This window comes from Streptomyces sp. NPDC029836, assembly GCF_055574495.1.
Map to the genome: position 1 here is coordinate 27,926 of NZ_JBVHZI010000003.1, position 15,722 is coordinate 43,647.

Consider the following 15,722-nt stretch of genomic DNA (forward strand, 5'->3'; position numbering starts at 1 on the left):
CGGCGGCCGGCCTCAGGTGCGGCGCGCCGCGTCCCAGGAGCGCCACAGCGCCGCGTAGGCCCCGTCGGCCGACAACAGCTCGTCATGACTGCCCAGCTCGACGATCCGGCCGCCGTCCATGACCGCGATCCGGTCGGCGTCGCGCACGGACTCCAGACGGTGCACGATCGAGATGACCGTGCGCCCCTCGATCAGCGCGGCGAGCGAACGCTCGACCCGGCGCGAGGCGGAGGAGTCCAGCAGCGCGGTGGCCTCGTCGAGAACCAGCGCGTACGGGTCCGACAACAGCAGTCGGGCCAGGGCCAGTTGCTGGGCGTGCGACGGGGACACCAGGGCCGCGCCCGGCCCGATCCCGCTGTCCAGCCCGTCCGGTAGGGAGCGGACCCAGTCCGCGAGGAGTACGGTCTCCAGCGCCTGCCACAGCCGCGCGTCCTCCGCGTCGCCGGCCCCGGCGTCGTCGTACGCCAGCAGCAGGTTGTCCCGTACCGTCCCGGTGAACACGTGCTGCTCCTGTGTGACGAGCACGATCTCCCGCCGCAGTTGCTCCACCGGCAGGGTGGTGAGGTCGGCGCCGCCGATCCGTACCGTCCCGCGGGTGGCGTGGTGCACGCCCGCGAGCACCTTGCCGAGGGTGGACTTGCCCGCGCCGGAAGCCCCCACGACCACCAGGCGTTCACCGGCGGCGACTTCGAGGTCGATGCCGGTGAGGACCTGGCGGCCCGGTCCGTAGCCGAAGTCGACCCCCGCCAGGCTGATGGCGTGGCCGTCGACGTCCGCCGGCGGCTGCCGCACCTCGCGGGGCAGGCGCTCGACACCGAGGATGCGCCGGAGCGCGGCGTTGCCGATCTGGAGTTCGTCGGTCCAGGTCAGCAGGTCGTTCAGCGGCTCGCCGAGGGCCTGGACGTACAGCACGACGGCGGTCAACTCCGCCAGTCCCACCTCGCCGCGCTGGTAGGCGAGCCCGCCGATGAGGAGGGTGAGCGCCATCGGGACCATCGTGGCCAGGTCCAGGCTCGGGAACCAGATGGCCTGCAGCCAGGTGGTGCGCTGTCGGGTGCGCACCACCCGGTCCACGGCCGCGCCGTGGCGCCGGAGCTGGCGTGCGCCCAACCCGAGGGCCTCGACGGTGGCGGCGCCGCGCGCGCTCTCGTGGGTGACGGCCAGCACGTCGGCCTCCTGGGCGAGGAGGCGCTCGTACGCGCGGGTCGCGCGCGGCCGGTACCACCACGTCGACAGCGCGGCGAACGGTACGCCGGCCAGCAGTCCGAGGGCGAGCAGCGGCGAGGTGAGCAGGATGGCCGCGAAGGTGAAGACCAGGGTGACGGCGGCCAGCGCGATGCGGGGCACGGCCTGCCGGATGCTCTCGTTCAGCCGGTCGGCGTCGGTGGTGGCGCGGCTGAGCAGGTCACCCGTACCGACCGCCTCCACCTCGGACAGCGGCAGCCCGAGGATCCGGCCGACGAAGTTCTCCCGGGTACGGGCGAGGACCCGTTCGCCGAGCAGCGTGGCCCGGGTGCGGGCGGCGCGGGCGAGCAGCGCGTGCCCGAGCAGGATGGCGACGAAGGCGAGGGCCAGGACGTCGACCCGGCCGGTGGTGGTGCCGTTCTTGACGGATTCGACGAGGTGCCCGAGCAGGCGGGGTCCGACCAGGCCGGCCACCAGGGCGGCGGCGAACAGGGCGAAGGTCACCGCCAGTCGGCGGGCCTCGCCCCGGAGGAAGACGCGGATCCAGGCGCGGACCTCGGCCCGGTCGGCGAGCGGCAGCCGGCCGGCGCCACCGGGTGCGGCGACGGGCTCCGGGTCGGTGTCGGGACCCGGAGCGGGCGCCCGGACGGGGGTGGTGGTCATGAGGGCACTCCCGTGGAGCGGTCGGGGCCGCCGGGGGCGGGCTCGGCGTCGAGGCGGACCACGTGGTCGGCGGCGCCCCGCCACAGTGGGCTGTCGCTGAAGACCACCGTGGTCCGGCCGGCGCGCAGGGCGGCGACCCGGTCGACGATCCGGGCCTCGGTGTGGGCGTCGACGGAGGCGGTGGGATCCTCCAGGATCAGCAGGTCGGTGGCCGCGAGCAGGGCACGGGCGAGGACCAGCCGCTGGCGCTGCCCACCGGACAGGGTGCGGCCCCCCTCGTCCAGCCAGGCGTCCGGGCCCCCGGGCAACGCGTCGACGACGTCGGTGGCGTCGGCCGCGAACAGGGCCCGGGCCACGGCTTCGCGGGACCGGGCGGACCCGGCCGTCAGCTCCTCCCGGACGGTGCCGCTGAACAGGACGTCGGCGGGGCCCGAACGCAGCGACCGGGCGGCCAACTCGTCGGGATCGGCCCGCTCCAGGGGTACCCCGCCCAGCAGGACGGTCGCCGCGCCGCCGGCGCCGGGCCGGCTCAGCCGGTCGGCCAGCTCGCCGGTGCGGTCGGCGGGCGCGGTGACCACGGTGAGGCGACCGGCGCCGGCGGTGATCCCGGTGTCCGCGTCGACCACCGCGAGGGCGCCGGCCGGCAACGGTTCGGGCCGGGCCGGTCGGACGGTGTCGGGGGTCAGCCGCAGCAGGGCGCAGACGCGGCCGGCGGCGACCTTGGCGAGGCTGAGGGTCTCGGCGGCCTCGGTGGCGGTGCTGACCGGAAGGGTGAGGAAGGCGGACGCGCCGTAGAACGCGATGAGTTCACCGGCGGTGATGGTCCCCTCCAGCGCGAGTCGGGCGCCCAGCCAGACGATGCCGACGGTGACCAGCCCGGGCAGGAGCACGCCGGCCGCCTGGAGCCAGGCCTCCATCCGGCCCGCCGACTCACCGGCCCGCCGCACCTGCTGACTGGTGCGCCTGAACCCCTCGGCGAAACCGGCCTCGCCGCCGATGCCGCGCAGGATGCGCAGGCCGGCCACGATGTCGCCGGCCTGGGAGGTGGCGATGCCCATCTGCTCGCGCTGCGCCTCGTCGCGCTCCTGGAGCGGCCGCAGCAAGGGGCCGATGCCGAGGACGGCGGCGGGGACACCGATGAGTACGGCGAGTCCCAGGACGGGCGAGGTGACCGTGAGGGCCACCGCCACCAGGACGGCGGCGACGACCGCCCCGATGGTGCGGCCGACGACCTCGAAGGCGTTGCCGATGCTCTCCACGTCGGCGGCCGCCGAGGCCGCCACGTCCCCCGAGCGGGCCTTGCCGCGCAGGGCCGCGCCGAGCCGTACGACCTGCCGCATCAGTACGCGGTGCGTGACCGACAGGGCGTGCGCCTCGGCGCCGACGGCGGCCTGGATGAGGCCCGCGCCCGCGACGGCCTGGAGGACGCCCAGGCCCAGGGTGAGCAGCGCCCACAGGTACAGCCCGACCTGCCCGTCGGCCCGGCCCGCCTCGTCGATGGCCCGCCCGATGACCAGCGGTATCAGGGCGAGGGGGACCATCCACAGGGCGCCGAGCACGGCGGCCAGGACCAGCGGCCAGGGGCGGATCCGGGCCAGCCACCACAGGTAGGCCCAGGGCCCGCGGGCGTCCGCCTCGGGCACGTCGGCGGGGTCGACCGAGGCGTCGAAGAGTCGGTTGCTCACAGGTACCGGTCCCGGGTGCCCGCGCGGTCGACCTTGCCGGTACGGGTGTGCGCCAGTTCGGGCACCACGAGGATCCGGTCGGGGACGAACGGGCCGGGGACGGTGGCCCGCAGCCGCTCGCGCAGCGCCGCCGCGGCGGCCGCGGGGTCCGGGGGCGGCCCGCCCGCGGCGGGCTCCCGTACGTCGTGCGACCCGGTCGCCGGCACCACGAAGGCGACCAGGACCGTGTGCTCACCCTTGTCGTGCGCCACGGCGGCGACGGCCGTCACCCCCGGTAGGGCGCCTAGGGCCCCCTCGACGTCCAACAGGTCCACCCGGTGCCCGCGGATCTTGACCTGGTGGTCGACGCGGCCGTGGAAGACGAGCGAGCCGTCGGCGCCCTCGGAGACGAGGTCCCCGGTGCGGTACCACCGCTCGGCGCCGCCCACCGGCCCGGACTCGACGAACCGGGCGGCGGTGCGCACCGGATCGTCGACGTAACCCGTGGCCAACTGAGGTCCCGCCACCAGGAGTTCACCCGGCCCGTGGGGCGCGTCCGGCCTCGGCTCGACGCGCTGGCGTACCGAGGGCAACGGGCGGCCGATCGGCAGCCCGTCGGGGAAGTCCGCGGGCGCGCCCGGGCCGGCGAGGACGGCGCTGTGGGTGACCAGCGCGGTCTCCGTGGACCCGTAGGTGTTGAGCAGGACGACGTGGTCGGCGCCGAGCCGCCGCCAGCGGTCGAGCATGTCGGGTCGGACGGCCTCGCCGCCGATCACGACGGTCTCGACGGACCCGGGCAGGGAGCGGCCGGTGTCCAGCAGGTGGCGGGTCCAGAGGTGCCAGTAGTCGACGGGCAGGTTGACGAGGGTGACCTCGTGCTCGGTCAGGACCCGGTCGAGGTCTGCCTCGCTGTCCTCGTCGAGGACGACGAGACCGCCGGCCAGCAGGGTCGGCAGGATCTCCTCCAGGCTGGTGTCCCCGTCCACCCGGTGGAAGTTGAGGGCGACGGTGCCGGGCCCGACGCCGTACTGCCGGCTCAGGTGCGGCAGCACGGCGTGCAGCGCCCCGTGCGGGACCACCGCTGCCTTGGGGGCGCCGGTGGAGCCCGAGGTGAACAGCACGTACGCGGGGTCCTGCGGCCGTACGGACTCGCCGGCCGCGCGCGGCGGACCGTGCGAGCGGCCCCAGTTGGGTCGAAGGACCCGGTCGACGGCCGGTATCCGATCGGTCCCGGCGGTGGTGATGATCTCCCGGCAACCGAGGGACTTCAGGGCCCGGTCGGCGTGGCCGGCCGGCCCGTCGCCGACCGGGACGTACCCCCGGCCGGCGGCGAGCGTACCGAGGACCGCCGCGATGTCGCGGACGCTGTGGTGCGTGTGGATGGCCACCGGTGGTGCGCCGGGCGGGGTTCGGCCGGCCACCAGGTCGGCCACCGCCCCGGCCCAGCGAGCGAGTTGGCCGTATCCGACGGTCACTCCGTTGTCGATCACCGCGGGCCGGTCCGGATCCGCGTGGGCGATGGCGAAGAAGGGGTCCAGCACGCTGGGCAGGGTCATGGCAGGAGTCTTCCGGTCCGTCCGTGGGGTGGTGCAGGGGTGCCCGGGTCGAAGGGGGCGGTCTGGGGCCGTCGCGCCCGGATCCCGCCGGTCGGGCGGGCGGCGCGGGGCGGGCGGCGCGGGTCGGGCGAGATCCGGAAGTGACCGCCTGGTGCTGTGGCGGGAAAGGTTTGCCGGGTCGCGGTGTTCGGTGCGGTGCGTCGCGAGGCGGAGGGCCGCGGTTCGTACCGGACGTACTTCCGTGGTCCGACAACGCGGCGAGGTGCCGTGCCGGGCGCCGCGACCCGGTGGACCTTTCCCGCCACAGCACTAGGCGGCGTCCGATCCGGTCAGGGCGTGCAGGAGTGCGGTGAGGGCCTCCCGGTGGCGGGTGGCCAGCGCGCGCACGGTCGTTTCCCCGTACAGGGCGGTGGAGTACCACCACTCGACGCACAGTTTCGCGTCGTCGGTGGTGGCGATGACCTCGACGGGGTGCGGGCGCGTCCAGTGGGGGGCCGTGATGTCGCCGACCGGTTCCGGGGCGATGTCCGGCAGGAGGGTGCCCAGGGGGAGCGCGTCGGCGTCGTCGCCCTCGAAGTCGAAGGAGACGTTGCTGGGTGGGGCGGCGCGCAGCGCCGCGGCGATCCGGGGCCGGCCGTGCCGGGCGAGCGCACCGTGGCCCACTCCGCCGCCGGGCAGGGCCGCGAGGTGGCCCACGGTCCGGGCGAGGCGCTCGGCGGGGGAGCCGGGGGCCAGATCCAGGCGGACGGGGACCGTGGTGGTGAACCAGCCGGTGGTGCGGGCCAGTTGGGTGTCACCGACGGTCTCCTCGCGGCCGTGGCGCAGTACGTCCACGCGGACCGCGGGTTCGCCGAGGCGTTCGGCCAACACCTCGCCGAGGGCGTGCAGGACGAGGTCGCCCGGGTGGGCGCGGTGGGTGCGGGCCACCGCGTGGAGCCGGGCGGTGAGCTCCGCGGGGAACTCCTCGCGGTGGGTGGCGGCGCTCGCGGCGGTGTTCACGGCCCGCGGGTCCGCCACGGGGCGGTCCGGGGGCAGGGCGGCGGGAGTGCGGGCGACCTCCGTCCACCACTGCGCCTGCTCCTGCGCCTCGGGGGTGCGGGCGTGGGCCGCGAGGGTCCGCGCCCACTCCGGGTAGGAGGTGCCCTCGACCGGCCACACGTCGGACCGGCCCTCCTCCAGGGCCGTGTACACCTCCTCCAGATCGGCGAGCAGCACCGACCACGAGACCATGTCGATCGCCAACTGATGGACGACGATCAGCAGCCGACCGGGCCGCGACGGGCCGGCGTCGAAGCGCACGAAGCGGGCCACGCGTCCGGCCCGCGGGTCCAGGGAGCGCTGCTCGGCCGCGCACCGCAGGGTGACGGCGGCCGTCAGCTCCGCGTCGGCGAGCGCGCGGACGTCGACGGTGTCGAGCACCGGGCCGAGGGCGTCCGTCGCGGGGCCGCCGGTGGCCAGCGCCGACGTGTGCTGACGGGGCCGGCGGGCCGGGCGCTCCTCGACGCCGAGGCGCAGCGACGCGTGGCCGGCGACCAAGCGGCGCACGGCCTCGGCGAACCGTTCGGGGTCGACGTCCGGCCGGGTGGTGAACAGGAGAGCCTGGTTCCACTGGCCGCGCTCGCCCGTCTGCTCCTCCCAGGCCTGTTCCTGGGAGGGGGTGAGGACGACCGGGTCGTGGGCGGCGCCGGGCGGCGCGGCCTCGGTCGCGCCGCGCTGGGCGGCCCGTTCGGCCACGTGCGCGGCGAGGCCGGCCGTCGTCAGCCCGGGGGCGAACAGCTCGCGCAGTTGCACCCGTACGCCGAAGGCCGACTCGACGCGGCGGGCGGTGCGGATCAGGTCGAGCGAGTCCACGCCGAGGTCGCGCAGCGGTGCGGTGAGGTCCGCGTCGGGGATCAGGACCGCCTCGGCGAGCCAGTCCACCAGCGTGACGCGGACCTCCTCGGCGGACGGTGTGGGCGGGGCCGACCGCCCCGCTGCCGGGGTCCGTTCGGCGGTGTGCGCGCTTACCGGGGCGGTCACGCGCCGGCCTCCCCGAGGGAGCCGGAGGGGCGGCGCACCAGGAAGGGCCCGACGGCGAGGGCGTCCAGGGGCAACCGGTGGAAGGTGGCGAGGGCGTCGCGGGGGCTGCACACGACCGGTTCGTCCCGCCCGTTGAAGGAGGTGTTCATCACGACGGCGGTGCCGGTGTGCCGGCCGACCTCGCCGATGAGGCGGTGGTAGAGGGGGTCGACCGCGGCGGAGACGGTTTGCGGGCGGGTCGTGCGGTCGCTGTGCACGACGGCGGGCATCGCCGCGGCCCCGGCCTCGGTCACCGGAGTGGTGACGATCATGTACGGCAGCGGGGTGGTGGTGCCGATGAGGACCTCGGCGGCCTCCTCCTGCATGCTCGGGGCGAACGGGCGCCACGCCTCGCGGTCCTTGATGCGTACGTTGACCCGGTCGCGCGTGGACTCGGGATCGGGTACGGCGACCAGGCTGCGGTGGCCCAGCGCCCGGGGGCCGCCCTCGGCCCGGCCCTGGAACCAGCCGGAGACCCCGCCCGCGGCCAGTACGTCGGCGGTGGCGGCGGCGATGTCGGCGGGCTCGGTGTACGCGGTGCCCGAGGCGTCCAGGACGTGCCGTATCTCGTCGGGGGACCACTGCGGGCCCCAGGCGACGGTGCCCGTCATGGGTTGGATGCGGTCGCCCTCCTGGGCGGCGACCCGGACCGCGGCGCCGAGCGAGACGCCCTGGTCCCCGGCGAGGGGCTGGACGAAGAGGTCCCGGACCTCGGGCATCCGCATGATCTTGCCGTTGAGGGTGGCGTTGAAGCCGACGCCGCCGGCGATCAGCAGCGTGGTCTCACCGGTCTCCCGCAGCAGCCCGCGGACCAGGCCCATGACGGCCCGCTCCAGGGCGGCCTGCGCGGTGGCGGCGACGTCGCGGTACTCGAAGGGGTCCCGGTCGGTGATGGTGGCGTACCGGCCGGCGCGGGCGTCGAAGCGGCGCACGCCGCGGTTGGGCGCCTCGGGGAGGGTCTTCTCCAGGTGCTCCAGCCAGTACCGGATGGTGGCCGTCTCCTCGTCCGTGGTGCCCGTGGAGCGCAGGTCGGGCGGGACGACGCCGATGCTGAAGTCCTCGTCGGCGAAGGCGAAGGCGCCACCGAAGGTGAGGTCGCCGGGGGTGCCGTAGGAGGCCAGACCCATCATCTTGCCCGCGGCGTCCGACCCGAGCCCGGCGTACTCGCAGACGGCGGCGTAGAAGTAGCCGAGCGACCAGCCGGGGGAGTGGGCGCGCAGCGTCTTGATCTCGCCGTCGATGCCGACGGCCAGGGTGGTGCTCTCGTTCTCGCCCTGGCCGTCGAGGACGAGGATCGCGCCGCGGTCGCGCCCGGAGAGGAGGTAGGCGCTGGCGGCGTGGGCGACGTGGTGGTTGACGAAGGTCAGCCGCGGGTCGCGCGACCGCGGGAACAGCGCCTTGGGCAGCAGGTGTTCCAGGCAGTCGGCGTCGTTGTCGAACCAGCCCAGACCGCGGTCCGCGAAGAGGGTGGGCAGGTCCCACCCGTGGGCGACGACATCGATGTCGTCCAGGGTGAGACCGCCCTGCGCGAGGCAGTACGCGGCGGCGTGGAGAGGAGCCTCCCCGTAGGCGTGCTTGTGACGGGTGAAGCGTTCCTCCTCGGCCAGGGCGATGACTTCGCCGTCCACGACGAGGCAGGCCGCACCGTCGTGGCTGGCACCGGGCCATCCGTTGACTCCGAGCACACGCATGTCAGTCCCCAAAGGTCGGTCGGGATCCGCCGGTTCCGCCTCGGGCCCGCAGGGCGCTCGGCGTCCGGTCTCGCCTACGGATCTTGGCGGCCGTCCGGGTTGTACACGACCTGTGAGTTTGTGCGGAGATCCGCGGCGAAGATCGCCGATGCCGCCTTCAGCACCGCGTTGGCGTGCCGGAGTTGCTCGACCTCGCTGCGCAGCCGCCGCAGTTCCGCCCGCTCGCCGGCGGTCAACGCGTCCCCGGCCGGCCGGCGCGCGGCGGCGACGGGCGGGGCGACGGCCCGGGCGGCGGCGCGCGGCTCGGCCCGGCGGGCCGCGGCGGGGGACGCGCCGGGCCCGGGGCGGCGATCCGCGGCCGAGGGGGAGGTCGCGGGCCGACCGGCGCCGCGCGGCTGGCCCCGGGCGGGGTTGTCGCGCGCCTCCAGTTCGCTGCTCAGGCGGTACCAGCGGCGGGTCCACGGCTCCGGATCACCCCCGCACGCGGTCACGTAGGCGAGCGTCACCTTCAGGGAGGGCTTGTGCAGTCCGCGCGCCGCCTCCGAAAGGGTGGCCACGGAGTAGTGGGCGCGTTTCGCCATGGTCCGGTAGGAGGGGTTGCCCGCCTGCTTGCGCAGACCGCGCAGGGTGTGGGCGAACTCCTCCAGCGGTCCGGCTGTGGGGTCTAACAACCGCTCTGGCCTGGGCATGCTTCTCCCCTGGTGGTGAAGTGGTGTCGAGCGAAGCGCATGTTCTGTGATGCCGTACAACCTGGTCAGTGGCGCACGGGTCCGTGACGAGGACCGGTTCGAGGGCCCGGAGTCAACCGAAAGACACCGCACCGGACCTCTCGGACATTGGTACATGCCAACGACATTTCCATCAATCGGCAGCCGATGGATCCGGCCACCGCGCGACCGGGTTCGTCCTGATCGGAGTGGGCCGGCCCGCTTCGCCGAACAGCCCGTCCCGGGGCGTTCCCCGAACGTTCCGCTTCCTGTCGCGACGTGTTGTGCCGTCAAGGATCGCCGCAGTTCGTTGGCCGTACAACCATCCGCCTTCGGCGCCATGTTGTACAGGGGCACAGGGCCCGAGCACCCCGTACAACACGCCCTCGTGTACAACGCCGGGGCTCTGCAAGATCGGTTCCCGTAAGCCGACACGGCCGAAACCGACGGGAATGGGTGGCGGGCTGGTGGACACAGCACACGGCCAGACGGAGTCAGCTGGGCTCGAAGAGGTCTACGAGTACCGGAACAGTCCGCTCGTGGAACCGGACTGGCGGCGTCTGCCCGGCTGGCGGGCGGTCACCGAAGCCGAATGGGCGGACCCGCAGTGGCAGCGCGCCCACTGCGTCAAGGACGCGAAGGGACTGCGCGCGGTCGTCGGCGACCTGCTCGACGAGCGGTTCTACGAGGACTGGGAGCAGGACCGGCTGCACCGGGCCACCATGTCGGTGCTGCTGCCGCCCCAGATGCTCAACACCATCGCGCCCGACACCGCGGCCGCCCGTCCGGGCGAGCTGACCAAGGCCTTCTACGACGACCCCGTACGGCGCTACATGCTGCCGGTGTTCTCCGACCGGCACCCCCAATGGCCCTCGCACCCGATGGCCGATCGGGACTCGTTGCACGAGCAGGACATGTGGGTGGTGGAGGGACTCACCCACCGCTACCCCACCAAGGTGCTGGCGGAACTGCTGTCGACCTGCCCCCAGTACTGCGGGCACTGCACCCGCATGGACCTGGTGGGCAACTCGACCCCCCAGGTCACCAAGAACAAACTCCAACTCAAGCCGGTCGACCGGGCCGAGCGGATCCTGGGGCACCTGCGCGGCTCTCCCGGCATCCGGGACGTGGTGGTGTCCGGGGGCGACCTCGCCAACCTGCCCTGGCCGCGGCTCGAACGCTTCGTGGACGGCCTGCTGGACATCGACTCGATCCGCGACATCCGGCTCGCCAGCAAGGGGCTGATCGGACTGCCCCAGTACTGGAACTCCACTCCGGTGCTGGAGGGGATCGAGCGCCTGGCCCGAAAGGCCCGCTCCCGCGGGGTGCGCGTCGCGCTGCACACCCACGCCAACGCCGCGCAGCAGGTGACGCCCGCGGTGGCGCGTGCGTCCTGGGCCCTGTTGGGCGCCGGTCTGCACGACGTGCGCAACCAGGGCGTGTTGATGCGCGGGATCAACGACAGCGCGCACGACCTGCTCGACCTGTGCTTCGCGCTCGTCGACCACGCGGGCATCACTCCGTACTACTTCTACATGTGCGACATGATCCCGAACGCCGAGCACTGGCGGGTGCCGTTGCACCGCGCCCAGCTGATTCAACGTCAGATCATGGGTTACCTCCCGGGGTTCTCCACCCCGCGCCTCGTGTGCGACGTACCGCTGGCCGGCAAACGGTGGGTCGACCAGGTCGACTCCTACGACCGTGACCTCGGGGTCTCGCACTGGAGCAAGAGCTACCTCACCCCGCTGGAGGCGGCCGACCCGGACGCCCACAGCGGCTCCTACCACTACTACGACCCCATCGACACGCTGCCGCCCTCCGGGCAGCGCTGGTGGCGGGAAGCCCGTCAGGGGTAGAGAAGGGACAGTTGCACAGCCATGAGCAGTCTGCGTCCACGGCGTGAAGAACCGCCGGTGCTGGAGGAGTGGTACCGCCGCCACCTCGGCCCGGACATCCACGACATCAGCTCCAGCGGCGTCCACCCGTACACCTTCGCGGAGATACGCGACCTGTGCCGGATCCCGGTCGACGACGTCGACCGGATCGTCATGGACGACAGCGTCTCCCAGGGCGGCGCCGGCGTCCGCCGGGCCATCGCCGACCGGTACGCGGGCGGCGACGCCGACCGGGTGCTCGTCACCCACGGGTCCAGCGAGGCCATCGCCCTGACACTGAGCACGCTGCTGCACCCCGGTGACCGGGTCGTCCTCCAGGAGGGCATCTACCACTCGCTGGGCCACTACCCGCGGGCGGCCGGTTGCGACCTGGTCGAACTGCCGGCGCGGGCGGTCCGCGACGGTGTGATCGACCCCGACGTGCTGGCGGACGTGATCGCCCCCGGTACCGCGGCCGTGATCGTCAACTTCCCGCACAACCCCACCGGCGTCACCCTGTCCGGCCAAGGCCTCAAGGCGCTGACGGAACGGACCGCGGAGACCGGCGCGGTGCTCGTGTGGGACGCCGCGACCGCCGAGATCGCCCACCGCTGGGACGTGCTCCCCGACCCCGGCGCCGACGGCGGCGACACGGTGTCGTACGGCACCTTCTCCAAGACGTTCGGCCTGCCCGGACTGCGGGTGGGCTGGGCCGTCGCGCCCGAGGAACTGATCACCTCCACCTATCCGCTGCGCGACCGGACCACCCTGTTCCTCTCCCCGCTGGTCGAGCTGGTCGCCGAGCGCGCCATGCGCCACGCCGACGAGCTGATCGGCGTACGGGCGGCCGAGGCGCGGCGCAACCTCGCGCACCTGACGCGGTGGACGGCCGAGCACGCGGACCAGGTCCGCTGGACCCCGCCCGAGGGCGGCGTCTGCGCGCTGCCCGTCTTCCGTGAGCTGGAGCGCGCGCAGGCCGGACCGGAAGCGGTGGAACGGTTCTGCCTGGAGCTGCTCGCGCGCCACCGCACCCTGCTGGTGCCGGGCACCGCGTTCGGGATGCCGCACGGCGCCCGGCTCGGCTTCGGCGGCCCCGAGGAGGACTTCCGCGCCGGCCTCGCCGGCCTGTCGGACTTCCTGCGGACCCGGGGGGCCGGACGGTGACGGCCGCGCCCGGCTCCGATCCGCTCGACCTGTGGGACCTCGCGGTGCGCGACCACGCCGACGGGCCCGCGCTCGTCACCCCCCGGCGCGTCCTGTCGTACCGGGACGTGGACCGGCTCACCGACGCCTGGGCCGACTCCCTCGCGAAGCGCGGCGCCGGCCCGGGGGAGTTGGTGGGGCTGGCCTTCGCCGACCCCGCACGCACCGTGCTCGGCATGCTGGCGGCGCTGAAGGCCGGAGCCGGGTTCACCGTCCTCGACGACCGACTGCCGCCCGCCGCCCGGGCGGAGCTCGTCGGCCGCACCGCGGCGAGGGTGTGGCTCGGCGACGGCCGGCACGCGCCGGAAGGGGCGTACGTACCGGACGAGGCCGCGGCGGACGCGGCCGGTTCCGCCGCCGCGGACCGGTCGGGGCGGGCCGCCGGGTCCGACACGGCGTACGTCCTGTTCACCTCCGGCTCCACCGGCCGGCCCAAGGGCACCGTCATCGAGCGGGACGCGCTGCGCCGGTTCGCGCACGCTGTCGCGCGGCGGTTGGAGCTGACGCCGGGCGACCGGTGGCTCCAGGTGGCCTCGCTGGGCTTCGACGTGCTGATCGAGGAGGTGTTCCCCGCGTTCGCCGCCGGCGCGGCCGTCGTGTGCCGCGAGGACACCCAGGCCCTGGACGCCGAGGAACTGCACCTCACCCTCGCCCGGACGCGGACCACCGTCGTGGAACTGTCCACCCAGTACTGGCTGGAGTACGCCCGCTGGCTCGACGCCCGCGGCGCCACCACCCCGAGCACGCTGCGCACGGTCGTGGTGGGCGGCGAACGGATGGACCCCCGCCCCTACCGCGACTGGCAGGCGCGGCAACCCGCCGCCCTCGCCCACGTGTACGGGCTCACCGAATGCACCGTCAGCTCCACCTTCTACACCGGGCGGCTGCCCGCCGACGCCGAGGAAGTGCCGCTCGGCACCCCCCTGCGCGACGTGGACATCAGCATCCGGCGGGACGGCCGCCCGGTGCCGGACGGCGAGAGCGGGGAGATCCACATCGGCGGCCCGCTGCTGGCCCGCGGCTTCCTGGACGACGAGGCCGCCACCGCCCGACGCTTCGTACCCGACCGGTACGCCGCCGAGCCCGGAGCGCGCCTTTACGTGACCGGCGACCTCGGCCGGATCGACGCCGACGGGCAACTGGTCTTCCTCGGCCGGGTCGACGACCAGATCAAGATCCGCGGGCACCGGCTGGAGCCGGCACGGGTGGAGCGCGTCCTGTGCGAGCTGCCCGACGTCGACCAGGCGGTGGTGCTGCCCGATCCGGAGACCGGCACCGCCCTGTGGGCGTTCACCGTGCCGACCGATCCGGCGACGGCGCCGCCGCCCGGGGAGGCCGTGCGCCTCACGGGCGCCGACCGGGACGCGCTGATGGGCCCGCTGGAGGCGCGACTGCCCGACTGGGCCGTACCGCGGGTGCTGCACCGGGTGTCCGTCCTGCCGAAGAACGCGCACGGCAAGGTCGACAAGCGGCGGCTGGCCGCCTGGGCGGCCGCGGTGACGGCCCCGTCCGGAGCCGGAGCCGGATCGGTGGCCGGCCCGGGCCCGCGGGCGGCGCACGCGCGGGGCGCCGCGGATTCCGGCCGGGGGGAGCCGCCGGACTCCGTGCTGGCGCTCTTCCGGGAGGTCCTGGACGCCCCCGGATTCGGCCCCGACGACGACTTCTTCGACCACGGCGGGCAGTCCCTGCTCGCCATGCGCCTGCTCACCCGACTGCGGGAGTCCCATCCCGCCGCCGCCGGACTGCGGGCGAGCGCCCTCTTCACCCACCCGACCCCGCGCCGACTGGCCGGAGCCCTCGCCGACCGCGCGACGGCCCGGGCCTGACGACGGCGTCACCGGAGCGCCGGGTCGCCGACCGCCGGGTCGCCGAACACCGGGTCACGGTCCGCGCCGGCCCCCGGCAACCCGTACCCGTCCGCGACCCGCGACCCGCACCACCGGCCGCACCGGTCGGCCGCCCCACCACCGCAGGGCAGCCCGTCACCCGACGGCCCGTACCACCCGAGGGCCCGCGAACCCGGCTCCGGCCGCCCCGCGGGCAGCAACCCGTCCCGACCACTCAGCGAGAGTTGGCATGTCGAACCTCACCGACCAGTCCACGCCCGGCTACACCCTCACGGCCGACGAGGCCTCCGCCATCGCGGAACTCGGTCTCGAACTGGCCTCCCACTACCCGTCCTTCGGCGACCCCGTGTTGCTGCGCGACCTGCCGCGGCTCGCGGCCCGGCTCCCCGAAGGCGTGCAGCACTTCCTGCGCGAGTTCAAACTGGCCGACCGCCGGGGCCACACCGTGATCCGCGGCCACGACTTCGACCAGGAACGGATCGGCCCCACCCCCGACCACTGGCGGGGCCGTGCCCGGCCCGGGCCCGAGTTCCCCGAAGAGCTGCTGCTGATGCTGTACTCGGCGCTGCTCGGCGAGCCCTTCGGATGGGCCACCCAGCAGGACGGCCACCTCGTGCACGACATCTTCCCGATCCGGCAGCACGAGAACGACCAGCTCGGGATGGGCAGCAAGGAACTGCTGACCTGGCACACCGAGGACGCCTTCCACCCCTACCGCAGCGACTACCTGATCCTCGGAGCGCTGCGCAACCCCGACCACGTGCCCACGACGGTCGGTGAACTCGACCTGTCCTCCCTGTCCGTCGAGGACATCGACATCCTCTTCGAGCCGCGCTTCCACATCGCGCCCGACGAATCGCACCTGCCGAAGAACAACACGATCGCCTCGACGGAGGAGGCGGCCCGGTTCGCCACCATCCAACGGATGATCGACGAGCGGCCGCTCGCGCCGCTGCTCTACGGCTCGCGCCTGGACCCGTACATGCGCCTCGACCCGTACTTCACCTCCGTTCCCGAGGAGGACACCGACGCGCGGCGCGCCTACGACGCGCTGTTCAAGGTGGTGGACGCCGGGATGCGCGAGGTCGTCGCGGACCGGGGCGACGTGCTCTTCATCGACAACCACCGTGCCGTGCACGGCCGGTTGCCGTTCCGGGCCCGCTACGACGGCACCGACCGTTGGCTGAAGCGGGTCTGCGTGACGAGCGACCTGCGCCGCTCCCGCGAGATGCGGGCCACCGCCGACACCCGCCTGCTGGGCTGACCCGCCG

Annotated in this window: 10 protein-coding genes; 4 read left to right on the forward strand and 6 right to left on the reverse strand. The window is 74.4% G+C overall.

What is annotated here, in order from left to right; all coding sequences use genetic code 11:
* Positions 1-12 precede the first annotated feature (12 nt).
* From ACZ4XJ_RS11050 to ACZ4XJ_RS11075, 6 genes are all read right to left on the reverse strand, one after another.
* Positions 13-1,848 (reverse strand): ABC transporter ATP-binding protein, encoded by a 1,836-nt coding sequence (locus ACZ4XJ_RS11050; RefSeq protein ID WP_468495966.1) that lies wholly within the window; start codon positions 1,846-1,848, stop codon positions 13-15.
* Positions 1,845-3,533, reverse strand: coding sequence for an ABC transporter transmembrane domain-containing protein (locus ACZ4XJ_RS11055; RefSeq protein ID WP_468495967.1), 1,689 nt, complete (start codon positions 3,531-3,533; stop codon positions 1,845-1,847). Before ACZ4XJ_RS11055 ends, ACZ4XJ_RS11050 begins: the two co-directional genes overlap by 4 nt.
* Positions 3,530-5,068 carry an AMP-binding protein gene (locus ACZ4XJ_RS11060; protein WP_468495968.1) on the reverse strand — a complete coding sequence of 513 codons (1,539 nt, stop codon included), beginning with the start codon at positions 5,066-5,068 and terminating at the stop codon, positions 3,530-3,532. Before ACZ4XJ_RS11060 ends, ACZ4XJ_RS11055 begins: the two co-directional genes overlap by 4 nt.
* Positions 5,069-5,377: 309 nt before the next feature.
* Positions 5,378-7,087 (reverse strand): condensation domain-containing protein, encoded by a 1,710-nt coding sequence (locus tag ACZ4XJ_RS11065; protein ID WP_468495969.1) that lies wholly within the window; start codon positions 7,085-7,087, stop codon positions 5,378-5,380.
* Positions 7,084-8,817, reverse strand: coding sequence for a carbamoyltransferase family protein (locus ACZ4XJ_RS11070; protein WP_468495970.1), 1,734 nt, complete (start codon positions 8,815-8,817; stop codon positions 7,084-7,086). The genes ACZ4XJ_RS11065 and ACZ4XJ_RS11070 overlap by 4 nt, the downstream gene beginning before the upstream one ends.
* A 74-nt stretch (positions 8,818-8,891) precedes the next feature.
* Entirely contained in the window at positions 8,892-9,488 is a 597-nt protein-coding gene (locus ACZ4XJ_RS11075; RefSeq protein WP_468495971.1) for a helix-turn-helix domain-containing protein, read from the reverse strand.
* A 503-nt stretch (positions 9,489-9,991) separates the two neighbouring features.
* Here ACZ4XJ_RS11075 and ACZ4XJ_RS11080 point away from each other — a divergent pair.
* The 4 genes from ACZ4XJ_RS11080 (at position 9,992) to vioC (ending at position 15,715) form a co-directional block, all read left to right on the forward strand.
* Positions 9,992-11,383, forward strand: coding sequence for a KamA family radical SAM protein (locus tag ACZ4XJ_RS11080; protein ID WP_362879608.1), 1,392 nt, complete (start codon positions 9,992-9,994; stop codon positions 11,381-11,383).
* 21 nt (positions 11,384-11,404) lie between these two features.
* Positions 11,405-12,565 carry a capreomycidine synthase gene (gene vioD, locus ACZ4XJ_RS11085; protein ID WP_468495972.1) on the forward strand — a complete coding sequence of 387 codons (1,161 nt, stop codon included), beginning with the start codon at positions 11,405-11,407 and terminating at the stop codon, positions 12,563-12,565.
* The gene (locus tag ACZ4XJ_RS11090) at positions 12,562-14,430 is read left to right on the forward strand and encodes a non-ribosomal peptide synthetase (protein ID WP_468495973.1); all 1,869 of its coding nucleotides are present in this window, start codon (positions 12,562-12,564) and stop codon (positions 14,428-14,430) included. Before vioD ends, ACZ4XJ_RS11090 begins: the two co-directional genes overlap by 4 nt.
* A gap of 250 nt (positions 14,431-14,680) precedes the next feature.
* Complete coding sequence (gene vioC / locus ACZ4XJ_RS11095) at positions 14,681-15,715, forward strand: arginine beta-hydroxylase, Fe(II)/alpha-ketoglutarate-dependent (RefSeq protein WP_468495974.1); 1,035 nt, start codon at positions 14,681-14,683, stop codon at positions 15,713-15,715.
* Positions 15,716-15,722 lie beyond the last annotated feature (7 nt).

Excerpts from the sequence above, each read along its gene's own strand:
- ACZ4XJ_RS11050 (WP_468495966.1), bottom strand. The coding sequence starts at position 1,848 with ATGACCACCACCCCCGTCCGGGCGCCCGCTCCGGGTCCCGACACCGAC.
- ACZ4XJ_RS11060 (WP_468495968.1), bottom strand. The coding sequence starts at position 5,068 with ATGACCCTGCCCAGCGTGCTGGACCCCTTCTTCGCCATCGCCCACGCG.
- ACZ4XJ_RS11070 (WP_468495970.1), bottom strand. The coding sequence starts at position 8,817 with ATGCGTGTGCTCGGAGTCAACGGATGGCCCGGTGCCAGCCACGACGGT.
- vioD (WP_468495972.1), top strand. The coding sequence starts at position 11,405 with ATGAGCAGTCTGCGTCCACGGCGTGAAGAACCGCCGGTGCTGGAGGAG.
- vioC (WP_468495974.1), top strand. The coding sequence starts at position 14,681 with ATGTCGAACCTCACCGACCAGTCCACGCCCGGCTACACCCTCACGGCC.